The organism is Lachnospira rogosae (ex Hitch et al. 2025) (assembly GCF_040096455.1).
GTDB lineage: Bacteria > Bacillota > Clostridia > Lachnospirales > Lachnospiraceae > Lachnospira > Lachnospira rogosae.
Genome location: NZ_JBBMER010000010.1, coordinates 1 through 21,597 on the forward strand (window position 1 = coordinate 1; position 21,597 = coordinate 21,597).

General features: G+C 37.6%; 18 protein-coding genes and 5 tRNA genes. 17 read left to right on the forward strand and 6 right to left on the reverse strand.

The window, feature by feature from the left end; all coding sequences use genetic code 11:
• Window positions 1-3 precede the first annotated feature (3 nt).
• From WMO14_RS11695 to rsmI, 12 genes are all read left to right on the forward strand, one after another.
• Window positions 4-76: transfer RNA gene (locus WMO14_RS11695), tRNA-Val, on the forward strand.
• Window positions 77-83: 7 nt separating this feature from the next.
• Window positions 84-155, forward strand: a tRNA-Thr gene (locus WMO14_RS11700).
• 60 nt (window positions 156-215) lie between these two features.
• Window positions 216-297: transfer RNA gene (locus WMO14_RS11705), tRNA-Tyr, on the forward strand.
• A 47-nt stretch (window positions 298-344) separates the two neighbouring features.
• Window positions 345-418: transfer RNA gene (locus tag WMO14_RS11710), tRNA-Met, on the forward strand.
• Between the two features lie 4 nt (window positions 419-422).
• Window positions 423-495 (forward strand) — tRNA-Phe (locus tag WMO14_RS11715).
• Window positions 496-589: 94 nt separating this feature from the next.
• Window positions 590-2,194: an aminotransferase class I/II-fold pyridoxal phosphate-dependent enzyme gene (locus WMO14_RS11720; protein WP_349153877.1), complete on the forward strand. Its 1,605-nt coding sequence runs from the start codon at window positions 590-592 to the stop codon at window positions 2,192-2,194.
• On the forward strand, window positions 2,182-2,778 hold the full coding sequence (locus WMO14_RS11725; RefSeq protein ID WP_055176729.1) for a nucleoside/nucleotide kinase family protein: 597 nt from the start codon (window positions 2,182-2,184) through the stop codon (window positions 2,776-2,778). The genes WMO14_RS11720 and WMO14_RS11725 overlap by 13 nt, the downstream gene beginning before the upstream one ends.
• A gap of 88 nt (window positions 2,779-2,866) precedes the next feature.
• Window positions 2,867-3,307 (forward strand): YaaR family protein, encoded by a 441-nt coding sequence (locus WMO14_RS11730; RefSeq protein WP_022501530.1) that lies wholly within the window; start codon window positions 2,867-2,869, stop codon window positions 3,305-3,307.
• Between the two features lie 14 nt (window positions 3,308-3,321).
• Entirely contained in the window at window positions 3,322-4,317 is a 996-nt protein-coding gene (locus WMO14_RS11735; RefSeq protein ID WP_055176733.1) for a DNA polymerase III subunit, read from the forward strand.
• Window positions 4,318-4,382: 65 nt separating this feature from the next.
• Window positions 4,383-5,294, forward strand: a complete 912-nt coding sequence (locus tag WMO14_RS11740; protein ID WP_055176736.1) for a PSP1 domain-containing protein — start codon at window positions 4,383-4,385, stop codon at window positions 5,292-5,294.
• The gene (locus tag WMO14_RS11745; protein ID WP_242854161.1) at window positions 5,284-6,036 is read left to right on the forward strand and encodes a tRNA1(Val) (adenine(37)-N6)-methyltransferase; all 753 of its coding nucleotides are present in this window, start codon (window positions 5,284-5,286) and stop codon (window positions 6,034-6,036) included. Before WMO14_RS11740 ends, WMO14_RS11745 begins: the two co-directional genes overlap by 11 nt.
• 23 nt (window positions 6,037-6,059) lie before the next feature.
• Window positions 6,060-6,983, forward strand: coding sequence for a 16S rRNA (cytidine(1402)-2'-O)-methyltransferase (rsmI, locus tag WMO14_RS11750; protein WP_022501526.1), 924 nt, complete (start codon window positions 6,060-6,062; stop codon window positions 6,981-6,983).
• A gap of 173 nt (window positions 6,984-7,156) precedes the next feature.
• Here rsmI and WMO14_RS11755 read toward each other — a convergent pair whose 3' ends face one another.
• On the reverse strand, window positions 7,157-7,792 hold the full coding sequence (locus tag WMO14_RS11755; protein WP_349153878.1) for a TetR/AcrR family transcriptional regulator: 636 nt from the start codon (window positions 7,790-7,792) through the stop codon (window positions 7,157-7,159).
• Between the two features lie 299 nt (window positions 7,793-8,091).
• Between WMO14_RS11755 and WMO14_RS11760 the strand changes: the two genes are divergently transcribed.
• Window positions 8,092-10,179, forward strand: a complete 2,088-nt coding sequence (locus tag WMO14_RS11760; protein ID WP_055176741.1) for an efflux RND transporter permease subunit — start codon at window positions 8,092-8,094, stop codon at window positions 10,177-10,179.
• An 87-nt stretch (window positions 10,180-10,266) separates the two neighbouring features.
• Window positions 10,267-12,633 carry a hypothetical protein gene (locus WMO14_RS11765; protein ID WP_349153879.1) on the forward strand — a complete coding sequence of 789 codons (2,367 nt, stop codon included), beginning with the start codon at window positions 10,267-10,269 and terminating at the stop codon, window positions 12,631-12,633.
• Window positions 12,634-12,821: 188 nt separating this feature from the next.
• Here the strand turns inward: WMO14_RS11765 and WMO14_RS11770 are convergent, their stop codons facing one another.
• Window positions 12,822-13,259, reverse strand: a complete 438-nt coding sequence (locus WMO14_RS11770) for a MarR family winged helix-turn-helix transcriptional regulator (RefSeq protein WP_349153880.1) — start codon at window positions 13,257-13,259, stop codon at window positions 12,822-12,824.
• Between the two features lie 240 nt (window positions 13,260-13,499).
• Here WMO14_RS11770 and WMO14_RS11775 point away from each other — a divergent pair, with 240 nt between their 5' ends.
• Together WMO14_RS11775 and WMO14_RS11780 are read left to right on the forward strand one after the other, a co-directional pair.
• Window positions 13,500-14,516 carry a sugar kinase gene (locus WMO14_RS11775; protein ID WP_242854162.1) on the forward strand — a complete coding sequence of 339 codons (1,017 nt, stop codon included), beginning with the start codon at window positions 13,500-13,502 and terminating at the stop codon, window positions 14,514-14,516.
• 122 nt (window positions 14,517-14,638) lie between these two features.
• A complete protein-coding gene (locus tag WMO14_RS11780) occupies window positions 14,639-16,102 on the forward strand; it encodes a uracil-xanthine permease family protein (RefSeq protein ID WP_082421648.1) in 1,464 nt (487 codons plus the stop codon).
• A 10-nt stretch (window positions 16,103-16,112) separates the two neighbouring features.
• Here WMO14_RS11780 and WMO14_RS11785 read toward each other — a convergent pair whose 3' ends face one another.
• The 4 genes from WMO14_RS11785 to WMO14_RS11800 form a co-directional block, all read right to left on the reverse strand.
• Entirely contained in the window at window positions 16,113-17,342 is a 1,230-nt protein-coding gene (locus WMO14_RS11785) for an NTP transferase domain-containing protein (RefSeq protein WP_349153881.1), read from the reverse strand.
• A 92-nt stretch (window positions 17,343-17,434) separates the two neighbouring features.
• Window positions 17,435-18,235, reverse strand: a complete 801-nt coding sequence (locus tag WMO14_RS11790; protein ID WP_082421649.1) for an ATP-binding cassette domain-containing protein — start codon at window positions 18,233-18,235, stop codon at window positions 17,435-17,437.
• Window positions 18,232-19,233 (reverse strand): FecCD family ABC transporter permease, encoded by a 1,002-nt coding sequence (locus WMO14_RS11795; protein WP_090140934.1) that lies wholly within the window; start codon window positions 19,231-19,233, stop codon window positions 18,232-18,234. The genes WMO14_RS11790 and WMO14_RS11795 overlap by 4 nt, the downstream gene beginning before the upstream one ends.
• A 9-nt stretch (window positions 19,234-19,242) precedes the next feature.
• Entirely contained in the window at window positions 19,243-20,310 is a 1,068-nt protein-coding gene (locus WMO14_RS11800) for an ABC transporter substrate-binding protein (protein WP_090140936.1), read from the reverse strand.
• A 441-nt stretch (window positions 20,311-20,751) separates the two neighbouring features.
• Between WMO14_RS11800 and WMO14_RS11805 the strand changes: the two genes are divergently transcribed.
• Window positions 20,752-21,543: an FAD binding domain-containing protein gene (locus WMO14_RS11805; protein WP_349153882.1), complete on the forward strand. Its 792-nt coding sequence runs from the start codon at window positions 20,752-20,754 to the stop codon at window positions 21,541-21,543.
• Window positions 21,544-21,597: the final 54 nt, after the last annotated feature.

Consider the following 21,597-nt stretch of genomic DNA (forward strand, 5'->3'; position numbering starts at 1 on the left):
TATGGGATCTTAGCTCAGCTGGGAGAGCATCTGCCTTACAAGCAGAGGGTCACAGGTTCGAGCCCTGTAGGTCCCATTTATATGCCGACATGGCTCAATGGCAGAGCAGCTGATTTGTAATCAGCAGGTTGTTGGTTCGACTCCGACTGTCGGCTTTTTATTAACAATAATATCTTGGTTGGAAGGCTAGGGTTATTGTTAATTTAATTTTATATGGGTGGATTCCCGAGTGGCCAAAGGGGACAGACTGTAAATCTGCTGGCACTGCCTTCGAAGGTTCGAATCCTTCTCCGCCCATTTGATGAATAATCTTCATCATATATGAATACAATAGTTATAGATGACGCGGGGTAGAGCAGCTCGGAAGCTCGTCGGGCTCATAACCCGAAGGTCACAGGTTCAAATCCTGTCCCCGCTACTTTGCCTAGATAGCTCAGTCGGTAGAGCAGAGGACTGAAAATCCTCGTGTCACTGGTTCGATTCCGGTTCTAGGCACTTATTTATACCATAGGTATTACGTTATGTAGTATCTATGGTTTTTTTGTATCCCAATAATAAATAACAGTAAATAAAAGATGAGAGTGTAACAATGAATTGGAATGGAGATAAGAGTATAAAGATGAATTTAGATAAAACGGGAAAATCGGATAAAACAGGAACTACAAATAAGGATATTAAATATGATGATATATTGTCTAAGTTAGATAAATATAAAGATGAAAATATAGTACCTATGCATATGCCGGGGGCTAAGAGAAATAAAGAATTAATTGAGTTATATATGGGTGATATGGGAAATCCATATGAGAAAGATATAACGGAGATTAATGGTTTTGATAATATGCACAATGCCGAAACTATTATTAAAGATGCGTTTGATGAGGCGGCGGAGCTTTATGGAGCTGATGAGAGCTGGTATCTGGTAAATGGAAGCACTGCAGGTAATATGTCGGCAATATGCGGAGTTACCCATAAAAATGATGTTGTTATAATGGCAAGAAACTGTCATATATCAGTTTATAATGCAGTTATCCTCAATGAACTGAATCCTGTGTATATTTATCCAGAATATGATGAGGAATATGGGTATTATAAGGGGATAACATTAAAAGAAATTAAGGACATTGTGGATAAATACAGCTCAGACCATGACAGAAATGATATTAAAGCCGTGATACTTACATCACCAACTTATGAGGGAAATGTATCTGATATTAAATCAATAGCAGAGTATCTTCATCAATATAATATTCCATTGATTGTTGATGAGGCTCATGGTGCACATTTTAATTTCTCGGAAAGCTTTCCACAGTCAGCAGTTAAGTGTGGAGCTGATATAGTAATTAACAGTGTGCATAAGACACTTCCATCGCTTACACAGACTGCACTTATTCATATTAATTATGGAATAGTTGATGTAGAACGTATAAGAAGGTATTGGAACATATACCAGTCGACAAGTCCATCGTATATATTAATGTCTTCCATAGCAAGAAGCTTAAGCATTGTTAAGAATGACGGTGATAAATTATTTGCTGAATATGTTGATAAGCTCACTATTTTAAGAAATGGATTGTCAGAATTAAAGCATATCAGGTTAATAAAGACGGATGACATATCAAAGCTTGTATTAGGATATAAAGATGCAAAATGGTTATATGACACTCTATTTTATAAATATAAAATCCAGCTTGAAATGTCATCTATAAAATATGTAATAGCGATGACATCAATATTTGACTCGCAGGAGTATTATGATAGATTTCTTGCGGCATTAAAAGAGATAGACGAAGAATTAGATAATAGAGTTCTTGCGGCATTAAAAGAGATAGACGAAGAAATAGATGAGAGTAGGAGTAAATATAATAATAGAAGTAAAGATGAGATTTTAATTAATGATGAGGATAATAGTAATAAGATAAATGTTGCTGATTTCAGGGATGAGCAGGCTTTGACAATTGCACAAGCATTTAACAGGCGTGATTTATCAGGTTGTGATGAAATTCAGATGAATAATGAGAAGATATATGGTAAGATAAGTGGAGAGTCAGTGTATGTATATCCACCGGGAATACCGATATTATGTCCGGGAGAGGTTATTACACGAAAGATTATTGCAATACTTCAGGCGGCTGGTGAGGCAGGTCTGGAGGTTGTAGGTGTAAAAGAAGGAGCTTTGTTATGCCTGAGATAGCATTTTTAATGGGAAAAAGTTCAAGTGGTAAAGATAATATATTTAAGGCTTTAGTTGGTGATAAGGAGCTAAATCTTAAGACTGTTATTATGTATACAACAAGACCTATGAGAGCTGGAGAAAAAGAAGGTGTAGAGTATTATTATGTAGATAATGAGAAGGCATTGGAGCTTGAAGCGGCGGATAAAGTAATAGAGATGCGGATATATAACACAGTGTATGGAGAGTGGAAGTATTTTACAGTTGATGATGGGCAGATCAGGCTTGGAAGCGGTGACAAGTACATTGTTATAGGTACTATTGAGGCTTACAATAAATTTTGTGCATACTTTGGAAAAGATGCAATATTACCGATATATATAGAAGTCGATGATGGAATAAGGCTTATGAGAGCTATCAACAGGGAACAGAAGCAGGAAGTACCACAGTATGAGGAAATGTGCAGGCGTTTTCTTGCAGACAGTAAAGATTTCTCGGAGGAAAAGATTAAGGAAGCCGGAATTAATCAGAGATTTAGCAACGATGGAACAATAGAGGATTGTATAAGGGACATCAAAGAGGCAATTAAACAGCAGCTTTTATAAATGCAGTAAGAGTGAGTTGGCTTGAATTGTATTAATGATATTTATATGATACAATTACATGATGGTGGACACGAAAGAGAGTAAAGTTATGGATATAAAGATTAATGATATACAGACATCATCTTCAGTTCAGCAGGTGAAGAATACAGAGAGTACGGACAGTAGTTTTAAGTTTACTCTTATTAGTAATATAGAAGAAAAGGATCTTCAGGAAAAGCTTGGCAGTATGATGGAACAGATTACTGAGCAGGGTGAGAAGATTGCAAAGCATATGGATATTAAGGATATGCGAAAGTACAGGGAGCTTGTTAAGGGGTTTCTTAATGAGGTTGTTAACCGTTCCCATAAGTTCTCAAGAGAGAACTTTCTTGATAGACGAGGCAGACACAGAGTATATGGTATTGTTAAACTTGTGGATAAGAATCTTGATGAGCTGGCAGGAGAACTTGTTAAAGAAGAGAAAAATCATCTTGAGATTGTAGGAAGAATTGATGATATCAGGGGTTTATTGCTTGATATATCAGCATAAGATTGGAGTATATAATGAGCACATTTTCAGATATTTATGGATACGATACAATTAAAGAGCATTTACAGAACGCAATTAAATTAGATAAGGTATCACACGCTTACATTATCAATGGAGGGCTTGGTGCTGGAAAGAAGATGATTGCCAAGATATTTGCAAAAGCATTACAGTGTGAGGCAGAAGGCGATAATAAGCCTTGTAATAAATGTCATTCCTGTATACAGACAGAGTCAGGCAATCAGCCTGATATAATATGGGTACGACACGAGAAGCCTGCAAGTATAGGTGTAGATGATGTAAGAGATCAGATAATATCAGATATGCTTATTAAACCATACTCAAGCCGTTATAAGATATACATTATAGATGAGGCTGAGAAGCTTACAGTGCAGGCACAGAATGCACTTCTTAAGACTATAGAAGAGCCACCAGCGTATGGTATTGTTATATTTCTTACGACTAACGCAGACATTTTCTTACAGACTATTATATCAAGATGTGTGCTTCTTGATTTAAAGCCATTAAAGGAAAGCGTAGTTATGGATTATCTTAAGGATAACTATGACGTGTCAGAATATGAACGTAAGTTTGCGGCTGATTTTGCACAGGGTAAGATTGGACGTGCTAAGACTATTATAGAAAGTACGGAATTCGCACATTTAAAGAATGATGTTATGCACGTTATCAAGAATGTGAAGGATATGACGGCGGCAGACATAATGGCAGTTGTTAAAGATGTGACTAATTACAAGCTTACAATAGACGATTATCTTGATCTTATGGCTATGTGGTTCAGGGACGTGCTTATGTTTAAGAGTACTAATGATACGAATTATCTAATATTTAGTGATGAGATTTCGCTTATCAAATCGCAGGCTGAGGTTATGTCATACGAAGGAATTCAGGATATACTTAATTCTATAGATAAAGTAAAGGTAAGACTTAAGGCCAATGTTAATTTTGACTTATGCATAGAACTTCTTATTATGGCTATGAAAGAGGATATGTAGGCAGTTAGTGAATAATTGGCTGATGTTAGGAATTAATATTTGGCAGGATTGGAGATTAAAAATAGATGACTAAAGTTGTTGGTGTTAGATTCAGGCAGGTGGGCAAAATATATTTCTTTGCACCGGGACAGTATAATGTTGAGGTTGGTCAGCACGTTATTGTTGAAACAGCAAGAGGAATTGAGTATGGCCACGTTGTTCTTGGTGAAAGAGAGGTTGAGGATTCAGCAGTTGTACAGCCGCTTAAGGCTATTATCAGAATATCGACACCTGATGATGATGAAAGGGAAGCTAAGAACAGGGAAAAGGAAAAAGAAGCGTATAAGATATGTCTTGAGAAGATTAAGAAGCATAATCTTGAAATGAAGCTTATAAAGGTTGAGTATACATTTGACAATAATAAAGTATTGTTCTACTTTACAGCGGATGGAAGAATTGATTTCAGAGAGCTTGTAAAGGATCTGGCAGCAGTATTTAAGACAAGAATTGAACTTCGTCAGATTGGTGTAAGAGATGAAACTAAGATATTAGGCGGAATTGGTTCTTGTGGAAGACCATTGTGCTGTGCAACATATATGCCAGAGTTCATACCAGTGTCAATTAAGATGGCAAAGGAACAGAATTTATCGCTTAATCCATCAAAGATATCGGGTGTGTGTGGAAGACTTATGTGCTGTCTTAAGAATGAGCAGGAAACTTACGAGGAGCTTAACAGCAACCTTCCTAATGTGGGAGATTATGTTACTACACCTGAGAAGTTAAAGGGTGAGGTATCAAGCGTTAATGTGTTAAGACAGCTTGTTAAGGTAATTGTCACACTTGATGGAGATGAGAAAGAGATAAGAGAGTATCCTGTTGCTGAGCTTAGATTTAAGCCTAAGAGAAGAAACGACAGAATGAATATAGATGATAAAGAGTTAAAAGAACTCGAAGAGCTTGAGAAAAAGGAAGGAAAAGCCCATATTAATGATGACTGATGCTAAGATTAATGCAGGTATTAATGCCAATGAGAGAATTGATGACTTATGCAGGGATAATCTCAGACTAATCCAGAATACAGATGTGTTCTGTTTTGGAATGGATGCTGTGTTGTTGTCTACATTTGCGAAGGCCGGAAAGAACCAGAAGGTGCTTGATATGGGTACTGGAAATGGTGTAATACCAATTCTTATGCAGGCGAAAAATCCAGGCAGTATGTATACAGGCTTGGAAATTCAGGATATCAGTTATGACCTTGCTGTCAGAAATGTTGAACTTAATAGTCTGTCAGACAAGGTTAATATTGTAAAAGGTGATATTAAAGAAGCTTCACATATTTTAGGTGGGGCTTCTTTTAATGTGGTTACAAGCAATCCACCATATATGAATGAAAATCACGGAATTGTTAATCCTGAGAGTGCCAAGGCAATCGCAAGACACGAGCTTCTATGCAGTCTTGAGGACGTTGTAAGGGAAGCTTCAAAGTGCCTTAAGGTTAAGGGACATATGTATATGGTTCACAGACCATCAAGACTTGTAGATATATTTACTTCTATGAAGAATAACCACCTTGAGCCAAAGCGTATAAGGCTTGTGTATCCGCATATAGATAAGCCAGCTAATATGGTACTTATAGAGGCGGTAAAGGGCGGACGTTCACAGCTTATAGTGGAAGAACCACTTATTGTATACAATAGCGATGGAAGTTACACGGAAGAACTTTTAAAAATGTACAATTAGTATGAATTTAAGAGAGGAGCAGTATGGAAGATAATATTACAGATATTGATTATGATAGTGTGCAGGCACTTGAAGAATTTAATGGCTCTCATAATAATAGCGGAGTTGGGCAGTTATATTTGTGTGCAACTCCGATTGGTAATCTTGAGGATATTACGTTCAGGGTGTTAAGGATATTAAAGGAAGTTGATATTATTGCGGCGGAGGATACGAGAAACAGCATAAAGCTGCTTAATCATTTTGAGATTAATACGCCGATGACAAGCTATCATGAATATAACAAGTATGATAAGGCAAAGGTGCTTGTTGAGAAGATGCTTAAAGGAATGTCAGTCGCTGTAATAACTGATGCTGGAACACCTGGAATATCTGACCCGGGAGAGGAGCTTGTAAGGCAGGCACTTGCATCAGGAATTAAGGTATCATCAGTTCCTGGTGCGGCAGCGTGTATAACGGCACTTACAATGTCGGGACAGGCAACAAGACGTTTTGCATTTGAAGCATTTCTTCCGGCGGACAAGAATGAGCGTAAAGACATATTAAAAGAGCTTGAAGATGAAACAAGAACAATGATTATATACGAAGCTCCACACAGGCTTTTAAAGACACTTAAAGAGCTTTCTGAGGTGTTAGGAGGAAGCAGGGCAGTTACTATATGCAAGGAACTTACCAAACGCTATGAGAATAGTATGGTTACAACGCTTGCAGAGGCGTGCAGTTATTATGAGAATAACCAGCCAAGGGGCGAGTATGTTCTTGTAATTGCTGGAAAAGACAGAAATGAGCTTAAAGAGGAAGCACAGGCACAGTGGCTTACTATGTCTGAGCAGGAACACGTTGATATGTATATAGCACAGGGACTTGATAAAAAAGAGGCTATGAAGGCAGCAGCCAGGGACAGGGGCGTATCTAAGAGGGATATATATAATAAGCTTCTGGGAAATTAGTTCTTAAAAGAAAAAATGTTACACAAATGTTAAAAACTTATATAAAAGAGTGATTAAAAGAGAGTCTTAGCTAAAATAAATTTAAGAGTAAATTTTAAAATTATAGGTGGAGTGGTACAAATCCCCTTCTTTGTCAGATAATATTTCTGGTAAGGAAGGGGATTTCTTATCTTCTAATCTTCTATTGTATGTTCATTGATAATTGCCTTAATGGCCTTATAAAGGTAAGGCTTGAGCCTGTCAATATCAGCTGGTTCTTTGTAAAGGATTGAGCTGTAGCATGTTGAGCTTATAAGCTCGACAATCATAAACAGCATAATCTCGGGCTCGTTGAGGTTAAGACCAGAGTCTTCAAGCATTTCATAGTAGATATCTTTAAAATTAATGTCGTCATCAGCGACATTGGTTGTAAGAGCCTCTTTAAATATTCCCCATGACAGGTTCTTTGATATAAATGTAAGAAGTGTCTGGTTGGTGTTAAGCACATTAATTATGTGGTCAGCAATAAATATAATCTCCTCGGTAAATGTAATTGTAAACGAATGGTCATTAATCTGCTGTTCTTTTATATGAAGTTCTAATGCATTCACTGCATTTTTAAAGAGCTTGCTTGCCTCGTGAGAAACGAGCTTATTTCTTATATCATATTTATCTTTGAAATACAGATAAAAAGTGCCCTTGGCAATTCCAGCTTTCTGTGAAATCTCGGCAATTGATGTCTTGGAAACACCCTGCGTTGTAAAGAGCTTAAAAGCTGTATCTAAGAGGGAAGTCCTTTTCTGTTGTTTGTTGTTCTCAAGTTTTCCCATAAAATCTCCAATCTAATGCAGGCATAATATTAGTTGTTCTGTCAATTAATATTCTACCATGTTGAAAATAAAAAATCTATAAAAAAATGACTTTTAGTCATTTTGAGTATTGACTATCGGTCATTTTGTGCTAGAATAACACTTGCAAAGAAAATGACCAAAAGTCATATTTGAGAGATCACGGTCATATGTATTGAATTGATAATAAATGTAATTAATTAAGAGAGTTATTAATTATTGAGAGGTTATCAGTCCAATCAAAGTAAAATTACGTCGCAGACGTAGAAATGAGGCGAGTTATGGAAAAGTTTGGAAAAGTAATTGTTAAACTCAGAATTCCAATTCTTATTCTGAGTTTCCTGCTTCTTATTCCATCTGCAATCGGATACTTTAATACAAGAGTTAATTACGATATTCTGTATTATCTTCCGAATGAGATAGAGACTATGCAGGGTCAGGACATTCTTATGGATGACTTCAATAAGGGTGCATACGCGATGGTCGTTGTCCAGAATATGGATACGAAGTCTACTGACAGACTTATTAAGAAGGTAGAGAATGTAGACCACGTTGCACAGGTTATTTCTTACACAGGAATAGTTGGTGAAGATGTTCCATCTGAGATTGTTCCATCAAAATTCAGAAAGTATTTCGAGAATGACAGCACAGATACAACTTTATTTGCAATATTCTTCGATAATACAACTTCAAGTGATGATACTATGAATGCTATCATACAGATAAGAGAGCAGACAGAGGGTCAGGCCTTTATAAGTGGTATGTCAGCAGTAGTTACGGATACTAAGAATCTTTCGGAGAAAGAGACACCACTTTATGTACTTATAGCAGTAGTTCTTGTATGTATCGTGCTTGCTATATTTATGGATTCATTTCTTGTACCAGTATTCTTTATGATAAGTATAGGAATGGCAATTGTATACAACCTGGGTTCTAACATTTTATTAGGTGAGGTTTCATATATAACTAAAGCTCTTGCGGCTGTACTTCAGTTAGGTGTTACACTGGATTATTCAATCTTCTTATGGCACAGCTACAAGGAAATGAAGGAAATATATCCGGATGACCACAAGGAAGCGATGGCAGTTGCCATTAGTAATACACTTACATCCGTAGTTGGTTCTTCTATAACAACAGTTGCAGGTTTCATTGCACTTTGCTTTATGAGCTTCACACTTGGTCTTGACCTTGGTATCGTTATGGCAAAGGGTGTTGTATTCGGTGTTATCGGTTGTGTAACAATCCTTCCATCATTGATACTTACATTTGACAGGGCATTAGAGAAGACAATGCATCGTGAGATTATGCCAAACTTCGATAAGCTTGCTACATTTATAGTAAACCACTCATGGATATTTGTAATTGTCTTTGTTGTATTATTAGGACCTGCTATATATGGACAGAATCATACATCAGTATATTATGATTTGTCTGATACACTTCCAGATGACCTTGCCTGCTCACAGGCTAATAAGAAGCTGGAAGAAAACTTTGATATGAATTCAATCTATATGATACTTGCTGACTCTAGTATGTCTACAGATACAGCTAACGAAATGCTTGATAAGTTAGGTGATGTAGACGGTGTACAGTTCGCACTCGGACTTGACACAGCACTTAAGTCTGGTATTCCACAGGAATTCTTACCGGCTAAGACAGTATCAGAGCTTAAGGGTGAAGATTATCAGATAATGATGATTGCTACAGATTACAAAATAGCATCAGATGAAATTAACAATCAGATTAGTAAGGTGAATGATATTGTAAAGTCTTACGATTCTAAGGCAATGGTAGTTGGTGAAGCTCCTTGTACCAAGGATCTTATCACTATAACAGATAAGGACTTTAAGACAGTCAGTGCGGTATCGATAGTAGCTATATTTGTTATTATCCTGTTCGTACTTAAATCAATATCGCTTCCAATTATACTTGTTTCAGCAATCGAATTTGCTATATTTGTTAATATGGGTATTCCATATTTTACGCATACACAGATACCATTTATTGCATCAGTAGTTATCGGTACTATCCAGCTTGGTGCAACAGTCGATTATGCTATTCTTATGACAACAAGATATAAGAAGGAAAGAAGCCAGGGATACGCTAAGAAGGAAGCAATTCAGATAGCTCTTTCAACATCAATACCATCAATTATTGTTAGTGCACTTGGTTTCTTTGCCGCAACATTTGGTGTTGGATGTATAGCTTCAGTTGATATGATTGGTTCGCTTTGTACACTTATGGCACGTGGTGCAATTATAAGTATGTTCGTAGTTATCTTCATACTTCCATCATTGTTTGTATTATGTGATAAGCTCATTATCAATACAAGTATAGGATTTAAGCCTAAGAAGAATCAGGATATGTAATCAGAAAGATGTATGAACGGGTCAAAGGTGTATATGCCGTAACAGATATAAGAATATATCAGGAAGTAAGAAAATGGAGGAATAGTTATGGTTAAGAAGACTTTATTTAAATATAGTTCAGTATTATTAAGTGTTGTTCTTATTGCTTCAACACTTACAGGCTGTGGCACTAGCACAGCATATAATCAGACAGGCAGTGAGGTTGCAATAAGCAGTGAGGCTGCTTCTAATACAGAGAATATTATAACAAATGCTATTAAGAACGAGCTTTCAATATCAAATACAAGTACATTAAAGACAAATACAAGAGACGAGATGGTATATGTATTTGATAAGGCAGACGGAACTCAGGATCACGTTCTTGTAACAGAAAAGGTTACTGATTCTAAGGGCGAAACAACAACTAACCAGAGCACATCTGATAAGACTGCTCCTGTTTCAATAAAGGTTACTTACAAGTTAAATGGTGTTGAAACTAAGCCAGAAGATATGATTGGCAAGAGTGGTAAGGTTACTATCAGATATGACTATACTAACAATGAGAAGAAGAATATAACAGTTAATGGAAAGTCACAGACAGCTTATGTTCCATTTACTATGATTACAGGAACACTTCTTCCAACAGATAAGTTCAGTAATGTAGAAGTTACTAACGGCAAGGTAAGCAAGGTTGGCGATAATATCATTGCACTTGGTATGGCTATGCCAGGCTTAAAGGATACTTTAAACCTTAAGTTTGATGGTGAAAGCCTTGATATGGATATTCCAGAATACTTTGAAATATCAGCAGATGTAGAGGATTTCGAGCTTGATATGTCTATGTCAGTTGCTACAACAAGCACACTTAATGATATAGATACAGATGATTTCTCACTTGCTAAGCTTGAAGATAAGATGAATGAGCTTCAGTCAGCAGCTGACCAGCTTACAGATGGAACAGTTACTCTCCAGAATGGTACACAGACACTTTCTGACAGTATTCCAGCACTTACAGATGGCGTGAACCAGTTAAATGATGGTGCAAGCCAGCTTAAAGATGGTATCTATGCTTATACAGATGGTGCTACAGCTCTGGCAGCAGGTGCAGGACAGCTTAAGGATGGTATCAGTGCATACACAGCAGGAGCTAACCAGCTTGGTGCAGGTGCAGGACAGTTACAGTCAGGTTTAAAGACTTATACTGATGGTGTAGGAGCACTTAATGCAGGTTCAGGCACATTACAGAGTGGTCTTTCAACATATACAGGCGGTGTTGCCAGTGCGGCAGCAGGTGCAGTTTCATTACAGACAGGTTTAAAGGCTTATACAGATGGTGTTGCTAGTGCAGAGGCAGGAGCTTCACAATTAAATGAAGGAATAAAGAGCATTAAGACAGCACTTATTGGAAATGTTGTTAAGGAACTTGCAGCTAATTCAACAGCTTATAAGATGAATTCTGTAGCAGACTCAACAGGAAAGACTGTTATGGAGCAGGCAGCTGATTTACAGAAATTAGGAACAGCATTAGGCCTTAGTGATGTAACTATAGCAACAGACCTTAGTAATCTGGGCAAGAAGAGCAGTAGTGAGGCAGCAACAGATATATCGACTTATTTTGTAAAGTATCTTACAGCTTATACAACTAATATAATAACAGAGACATATACAGAAGCTGTGACAAGCGGTAAGCCATATACTCCACAGGTATCACAGGCTGGTTCAAAGGATTATGTATATGCTAACCAGTTAGGACTTCTTATTAAGGCTGCTGGTAATATAGGTGCTTCAAGTGCATTAGATGCAGTTGTTAGCAATCTTAGCAATAATGAAACTATTAATGCAGCATTAAAGCAGCTTACAGATGGAAGCCAGTCATTAACAGACGGACTTGGTGAACTTGTTAAGAATAACGATACACTTAACGCAGGTGCATCACAGCTTAATGCAGGACTTGCACAGCTTAGTGGTAACAATGATACACTTAATGGTGGTATAGCACAGATAAGTGCAGGACTTGCACAGCTTAGCGATAACAATGATACACTTAATGGTGGTATAGCACAGATAAGCGCAGGACTTGCACAGCTTAACGACAATAATGATACACTTAACGGTGGTATTGAACAGATTGCAGGCGGTTTCAGCACACTTAATTCTAACAACGAAGCTTTAAGAAGTGGTTCTACACAGCTTGCTGATGGAACATCAACACTTAAGTCATCTTCTGTAACTTTAGCAGATGGTGTAACACAGCTTAATGATGGTGCTATAACACTTAAAGATGGTATGGCAGAATTCAATGAGACAGGTATTAAAGCTATTACAAGTCTTGTTGGTGATGATGCTGATACAGCAGTAGATACAATCAAGGAAGTAATCAGGCTTGGTCAGAATTACAACACATTCCTTGGTAAATCAGATGGTAAGGACAATTCAGTAACATTTATATATAAGACAGCTGAATTAACTAAATAAGCTTACTTTTCCAAAACTCTCATATATAAATTATGCCGGCCAGGTCGGCGGAAAGATTAATAATCTTTCAAAAAATCCCCACAGAAGTTCATATCTGTGGGGATTTTACTATGCAGTCAGTGTGTTATAGGTTACGCTGTTAGACAGCATAGCTATATGTTAATATAATTACATAGACATTATAAATGCTATGATATGCTTTTAAAATAATCTTCAAGCCTTGTAAATGTCTTAATAAGTACAGCTGCTTCATCTTCGCTTAAATCGTCAGTAATATGTTTAATCATATCCTGATGAAATTTCATATGGTGAGTGTATGCCGCATTACCCTTTGGTGTGAGGGAAGCATATACGACACGGCGGTCTTCTTCACTTCTTGTCCTTATTACATATCCCTTTTTAACAAGTCCGTTAATGCCGACTGTAAGAGTTCCCATAGTCACGCCTAAGGCCTTGGATATTGTTCCCATAGTGCGTGGCTCTTTAATTCCGATAGCTTCAATTATGTGCATATCAGTAACTGTGATGTCAGAAAATTCATCTGTAATTAAAGCCTTTTCTTCAATGTTCATTATATCATTGAATAAAGTTACTAAAATAGAGTTCAATGATTCGTAAATGTCCATAGGTATTACTTTCCTCGCTTCAAAATATTTTTAATTATACAATGAAATGGTGTGTTAATGCAACAAAATACTGCGGTATTTATGAGTTAATGCGTTAAATACAATTTGCAATTTTATAGGATAAGTAGTATCATTAAATGGAGTATTATTTTGACAATATAGAGCAATAAAAGTACAGATTATTGCCATAAAATATTACTTAATATCAGGTTTAAAGTTTAATGATAGATGGAGGCACGTATGAAGTTCATAGCAATTGGCGAATTGATGTTAAGATTGTCACCACCTAACTATGAGAAGATAGTTACAACCCACAATTTCATAGTTAACTATGGTGGAGCAGAAGCCAACGTAGCAGTTTCACTCGCTAACCTTGGTGTAGATTCAACATTTTTTACAGTATTACCTAACACAGACCTTGGTAAGTCTTGTATCAACTACCTTAAGGCTAATGATGTACACACTAAGCACATTATCAAGTCTGACGGAAGAATGGGACTTTATTACCTTGAAGAAGGTGTTTCAGTAAGACCTTCACAGGTAATATATGATAGAGGAAGCTCAGCATTTGCTGAATATGATTATAAGGATGTAGATTTTGAGAACATCTTAAAGGATTATGACTGGTTACATTTAAGTGGCATCACACCAGCTCTTTCATATAACTGCCGTCGTCTTATAGATAAGGCTATCAAGGCAGCTAAGAAGCTTGGACTTACGGTAAGCTTTGATCCTAATTTCAGAAGTACATTATGGTCTTTTGAAACAGCAAGGGATGTACTCAGCAGATATCTTCCATATGTAGATGTACTTATAGGTATTGAGCCTATCCATGTATACAATGCAGATGGTACAGATGTTAAGGACGGCCTTACTATGGATCCATCATTTGAGGATATGGACAGAGTATTCAAGGCTATTGATGAGCAGTACCATATGAAAGCAATTGCAAGAACAGTACGTTATGTTCATTCAGGAAGTAATAACTCTCTTAAGGCTTTCTACTATGCTGACGGAAAGACTTACGAAAGCAAGACACTCAATTTTGAGATTGTTGACCGTGTTGGTGGTGGAGATGCATTCTCTTCTGGTCTTATCTATGCTCTTATGCAGAATGACTGGAAGCACGAAGATATCGTCAATTTCGCAGTAGCTTCTTCAGTAATGAAGCACGCTATCCGCGGCGATACTAACATCACAAGCGTTGACCAGATTAAGCGACTTATGAATAATGCTTCATTTGATGTGCAGAGATAATAAGCGTAGGTCATACAGAAGGAAGGTCTAAGGAAAATCAGTACTTGAATAATGATTTTCCCTAGACCTTCTTCATATGAGATTAATAACAGATAGATTATGGTTAATATACCGGAGGATATATGAAAAAAATAAAAGAACTTATGCCGGAGGCATATGATTTTAATGGAAAGCTTTCATTAAAACAGGCGATACCACTTGGACTTCAGCACGTTATGGCGATGTTTGTAGGAAATCTTACACCGTTGCTTATTATTACAGGAGCCTGTGGTATTGGAGCAGGAAGTGAGTATGCATCTATTCAGGTTGCACTTTTACAGAATGCTATGATTATAGCTGGTATTGTAACACTTATACAGTTGTTTTCAATTGGACCTGTTGGAGGCAAGGTGCCTATTATTATGGGTACAAGCTCTGGATTTATCGGAGTATTCAGCAGTATAACAAAGGTTATGGGAGGCGGAGTATTAGCCTATGGTGCAATTATGGGAGCATCCATTATAGGTGGTCTTTTTGAAACTGTGCTTGGTGCATTTATTAAGCCTTTAAGAAGATTTTTCCCATCAGTTGTAACAGGAACTGTTGTGCTTTCTATTGGACTGTCACTTATTTCTGTTGGTATCAATTCATTCGGTGGTGGAAACGGGGCTAAAGACTTTGGCTCATTAGAGAATCTGTTTCTGGCGTTTGTTGTGCTTATTGTTATATTATTCGTTAAGCACTGGACAAAGGGATATCTTAGTTCATCATCTATACTGATTGGAATTATAGTTGGTTATATTGTAGCAGCTATTATGGGCTGTGTGCTTCCACATACAGCAGTTAATGCTGAGGGAGTTGAATATACTAAGTCATGGGTACTTAACTGGAATAAGGTTGCAGAAGCTAAGTGGATTGCGATTCCTAAGTTCATGCCAGTTAAGCCAGTGTTTGACTTAAGAGCAATACTTCCTGTGCTTGTTATGTTTGTTGTAACAGCAGTAGAAACTGTTGGAGATATATCAGGTGTTATGGTCGGTGGAGTAGGAAGAGAAGCGACAGATAAAGAACTTTCAGGCGGAGTTATGTGTGATGGTTTAGGTTCATCGCTTGCAGCACTTTTCGGTGTGCTTCCTAATACATCATTCAGCCAGAATGTTGGCCTTGTTGCAATGACTAAGGTTGTTAACAGAATTGCACTTGCATCTGGTGCTGTATTCCTTATATTATGTGGTCTTATTCCTAAGCTTGGAGCATTAATATCAATCATGCCACAGTCAGTACTTGGTGGTGCGGCAGTTATGATGTTCTCATCAATTATTGTAAGTGGTATCCAGCTTATCACTAAGGAGCCGCTTGATGCAAGAAGGCTTTCTATTGTATCGGTTGCACTTGGTGTAGGCTATGGTATGGGTGTAAGCCCTGCAATCCTTGCACATACACCACAGGCAGTACAGCTTATGTTTGGTGAGTCTGGTATTGTTCCAGCAGCATTTGTAGCAATATTACTTAACATAATTCTTCCTAAGGATAAAGCTGAGGAAACGGTTAAAGAAGTTGTTTCAGAAGAAGCAGCAACAATAAAGGAAAAGGCTGTAACTAAATAAGGTACAGCAATTAGCGAAGATACCGGGAAAGACGAATAAGGTCATCAGGAGTATCAATATCATATAATTCATATTCATCCTGTGCAGGAACTAAAACAACCTGTGCAGGATGTTTTTTTGCAATAAAGCCGCCACCCTTGCCCTGTGGAAGATTCATCAGTTCATCATAATATCTGGCTGGGAATATTACAGGAGAACCAGGAGTTCCATTAAAAGCAAGACGGCATATCTTACTATTATTATTGAAATAATTATTATTGGCATTGCTGGATTTATCTGTGCTGTTACAAGCAAAATAACTGCTGTTGTAGTAAATAAATAAAAGGCACAGCAGCTGAAGGCTTGTCTTAGTGATAAGCGGCTGGTCTGATGGAAGAAATAATATCCCTTGGGTGCAGCAGCTTTTGTGTCTGTTAGTTTCCTTTAGAATACGTGAAACACCAAGACGTACCATATCATTTCTGTAAGGCATACTGTGTTTTATGCAATGTATATGTTCCTGTTCACATATCTGTACAAGCTCATCATGCCGGGTTACAGCAAGAGTTTCATAAAAGTCTGCGAAACGACTTATATTTATTGTATTTTCAAAGAGAGTGTTGTTGTTGAAGGAGGCTAAAAGCTTATTTGTACCGAATCTTTTTGACATACCGGATGCCATAATAATGCACGAAATAGAGCTGAAGGTATTATCAATATCGATTAAAAGTACATCAGATCTGCTTTTAATACTGTCAAGAAATTCCGTGGATTGTTTTCTGATGACAGATAATACGCGTGAGTTATCAAGAAGACTTTTAATGCTCTCCTGAAAAGGTATACAGGAGCTTTCCAGATAACCAAGCTCGTCAATAACAAATACACTATCAGCAGAGGTCATAAGATGCTTCTTAATGGCAGGGCAGGCGCAGTTAATAAAGCCATCCTCTACGGAGGTCATGTTGTTGCCTTTTTTAGGGGAAACAGGAGTGAGTGTGCGTGGTCTGCCAATCACATATTCTTTTCCATCATCTATAAGATTGGATTTAATAACAACTTCTGGTGTGTCTGTTCTGCGGCTTATCAGATAATTGAAATTGAAAAAATCAGACATATCCATAGTTTCTTCAAGCTGGTTTAAAATGTTGTTTAACAGATATGATTTGCCACTTCCCCGGTCTCCCGTAATAAAAAGATGTTTTTTATCTGACATCTTAAAAAATGTAATTACAGCCAAAGCATCTAAATAACAATTATCCATAGAATAAATAAGTCACCTCGTTTCACTAAATGATTTTATAACGTATGTGTGTCTGGTGAGAATAGACATTTATACGCAGTATAGGTATAGGTCTATAATGCCACAACTACGCGGTGGGTTTTATGGTTAATGTCAGTACATTCAATGACATTAATATTATCATATATAAGAGACATCTTTTCATTAATAATATCAAGAGAGTCTGTATGTGTATTAATGGTGCTAAGGATTGTCCCAGACTTCATAAGAAGTATATTATCGCAGTATTCTAAAGCAAGCTCAGGGCTGTGAATACACATTAGGGCGCATCTGCCATCGGATACAATACTTCTTATGTGCTGCATAAGAAGATGACGGTTAGAAAAATCAAGTGCACTATCCGGTTCATCGAGAAGAAGCAGTGGGGAAGCCTCTATTATGGTGCGTGCCAGAATACATAACTGCTTCTGCCCTTCGCTTAAAGCTAAGAAGTCTGATTCGTATAAACCCTTAAGTCCAACCATATCAATAGCTTTATCCACACGCCTGAGCATATCTGTGGTGTAGCCTCCAAGTATGTGCATATGAGGATTGAAGCCAAGCAGACATACATCCCTGACGGTCATGCTTATAGTAAGATTGTTTCTTTGGGGAATGTAGCTTATGAGCTGTGCCTTTTTTTTAACAGAGAGGTTTTCAAGTAAGTGTTCATTAAGCTGACATTTTCCGTTGTGTTTTATAAGTCCCATGATGGCCTTAATAAGAGAGGTTTTACCACAGCCGTTATTGCCAATAACAGCATTAAGCTGTCCAGGCATAAGGTCAAAGCTTACGTTATCAACCGCACAGGTGCTGCCGTAATATACTGATATTCCGTCTGCGGAAAATGTATTATTGAATAAATCGGACATCATAACGCCTCCTTTTTATTAGCTCTGATAAGCAGAATGATAAGCAGTGGAGCACCAAGAAGTGAGGTAAATATACTGACTGGCAGCTCTGATGGGGATACACTTCTTGCCAGTATATCAGCAAGTGTCAGTAAAATAGCTCCTGTGAAGCCACTTGTTATGTATGTAAATATGTCATTACGCTTTGTAAGAAGTCTGGCAATATGAGGTGCGATAAGTCCGATAAAGCTTATAAGCCCCGTAACACATATTATTGATGATACTACTAATGTAGCAAGCATTAATATGATAAAACGCAGACTTGTTACATGTACACCTAGTGATACAGCTTCCTCTTCACTTGTAGAGAGAATGAGAATCTGTCTGTATAACAAAGCCATTATAATAAAGCCGGTAAGTGTCGTGAGAAATGGAATAGCAAGGCTGTCTCTTGAAATACCATTAAGGCTTCCCATAATCCAGTATTCGATTGAAGCAAGTTGTTTTTCAGGATCTGCAGCAAGCTTTAGAAACATAAGTATAGTCTGTGCCACAGAATGAATAGCTATACCGGCAAGCACGATAGTATAACTGTTTCTGCCAGGGACAAGATAAGCCGTAAGCAGAGTTATTATGAGTGCTGTAACAGCTCCGATAAAAGCAGATATGGAGATGACTGGAACAGAAGCAGAAACTGCGACTATTGCAAGAGCAGCACCGGCACTTGCACCGGAGGAAACGCCAACGATATCGGGAGATGCCAGAGGGTTTTTAAATATAAGCTGATATATATAACCTGATATTGAAAGCCCAAAACCACCTATAACACCCATAAGGGCGCGGGGAAGCCTGAGCCTTTTAAAGACCATAATAGACATAGTATCACCAGACAGTAAGCTCTTTAATGTGAGTGGATACTGTCCGGTAATGACAGACCATACAAGTACTACTATAAGAAGCAGTACCTGTATGACTGATAAAAGTATAATTTTGTTCCGGTAATTAGAAGTATTTTTGAACATAAATCATCCTTATTTAGCAGGTGTGAATCCATAAAAGCTTTCATAGAATTTAGTTACACATTCTTCATAGAAATCCTTAGTAACCTTTTCTGGATGAAGAACAGAGGCAATATATATGCTTCCTAAGAAGCTTGCTGGTACAGGTGAATCCCAGGCTTCTATATCACCAGGAAGCTTTACAACCTTTTTATTCTTAACAGCATTGCAGTTTGCAAGATTAGCATCATTTAAAACGTCATCTATTGAGTAGGTTGCATCAGCAGCTATTATAATATAATCAGGGTTCCAGGCAAGAAGCTGTTCATATGAAACATTTGCCCAGTAAGTATCTGTGAGCTCAGAGGCTGCATTCTTTCCGCCTGCATTGGTAAGTAATGTGTTCTGATACATCTTGCTTCCTGCTGTTGAAAGAACAGAGCTGTTACCTGCAAGATATACTAAAGGAGTGTTCTCACCTGCAAGCTTAGCTTTATTATCAGCTAAAAATGTATCGATAGAATTGTTAAGTGCATCAGAGCGTCCGATTGTGTTAGTTATTTTACCAACAAGTGTTATACATTCCTTAAGGAGCGTTGCATCCTCAGGATTAACAACAACAGCCTTGATACCAAGACCTTCAAGTGTATCTGCAGCTTTTTTTAACTTCATAGGAAGGAATACAACATCAGGTGCTGCTGCAACACAGGCTTCTGTGTTGAATTCCTTAGCTGTTCCCATATTAGGGAGACTTACGATGGATGGAGCTGCAAGCTTATAGATGTTTCGTGTATTAGCCTTAGCTTCGATTCCCACAAGCTTATCCTTTAATCCAAGTGCAAGGAGAAGACTTGTAGAGATATAGTAAGATGAAGCAATCTTTTCAGGTGCTTTTTCAAAAGTTACTGTTCGTCCTGCCTGGTCGGTAACAGTAAGAGGGTAGCTTGTGCTTACCTCGTTGAATTGTGACATGACATCAAAGGCTGATGTTGAAGCAGCCTGTGTAGTACTGTCGTTTGCAGCAGAACTGCCACATGCTACAGTTGATATAAGCATGAGCACTGCAAGGACTAAAGCAGTTAATCTTTTAAAATTCTTCATATTTATCCTCATTTCTACTTTATTTTTACACATTTTTTATGTTGGCCAGAATATATCTGACAGCAACAGTTAAAAGAAGTGCGCGAATGAATTTTATCAGATTGACAAGGCTTTTACAAGTCAGTATAGTTATATTATGATGATACCAGGGGCAAAAGGTCTAAACCCACATGAGCTTGCTCATAGGTGGGTGAAAGACTTTGGGACCCGCCCCGATATGAGCATAAAAGTGGGATGGTAATCCCACGATATGCGAATATTGGGGAGAATTGTGGGAGTGCGTAGCACGGAACAATTCGTAGGTATCAAAGTCGGGGGCTTTTGACCCCGACATCATTATGATGTAATTAAGAAGCGGTCAGAAAAGAGGTTAAATGTTGTTTGAGCTGCACAGCAGGACTTTTATTTCTGGCATAAGTATGATCAAAATGAGGAGTTTTTATGCTTAATATACAGAATTATAAGAAAGTAGAAAGTATTGAAGAGGCCTACGAGCTTAACCAGAAGAAGGCTAACAGAATTGTCGGCGGCATGATGTGGATGCGTATGGGTGATAACAGAATCAATACCGCGATTGACATGTCAGGACTGGGACTTGATAAGATTGAAGAGGCAGATGAAGAATTTAAGATTGGATGCATGACATCACTAAGACAGTTGGAAAACCATAAGGGGTTTAATGAGTATACGAATGGCTGCGCTAAGGAAGCACTAAGGCATATTGTTGGCGTGCAGTTTAGAAATCTTGCAACAGTTGGTGGAAGCATATATGGAAGATATGGATTTTCTGATGTTCTTACATTATTAATTGGACTTGATTCATACGTTGAATTATATAAGGGTGGAATAGTTTCCCTAAAGGAGTATGCGGCAAAAAGCTATGACAGGGATATTATTGTAAGCATTATAGTTAAGAAAAAGCCAGTCAAGATGTTTTATGAGGCAGTAAGAATAACAGAAACAGACCTTCCGGTTCTTACCTGTGCTGGCGTGGGCTTTAGCGGTTCGGGTGAATATAATATATGCATAGGTGCAAGACCGGGAAGAGCTGTTGTTGTAGAAGATAAGGAAGGTATTCTTAAGGGCGTAGTAAATGATGAGACTATAGAGAGCTTCGCCAGATATGTAAGGGAAAATGTTTCTACAGAGAGTAATATGCGTGGAAGTGCTGAATACAGAAGCCATCTGGCACAAGAGCTTACCAAGAGAGCATTAAGGGCTGTAAATTATTAATAATTAGTTATTGATTATTAATAGCTGATGTATTATTTATATATAAATGTTAAT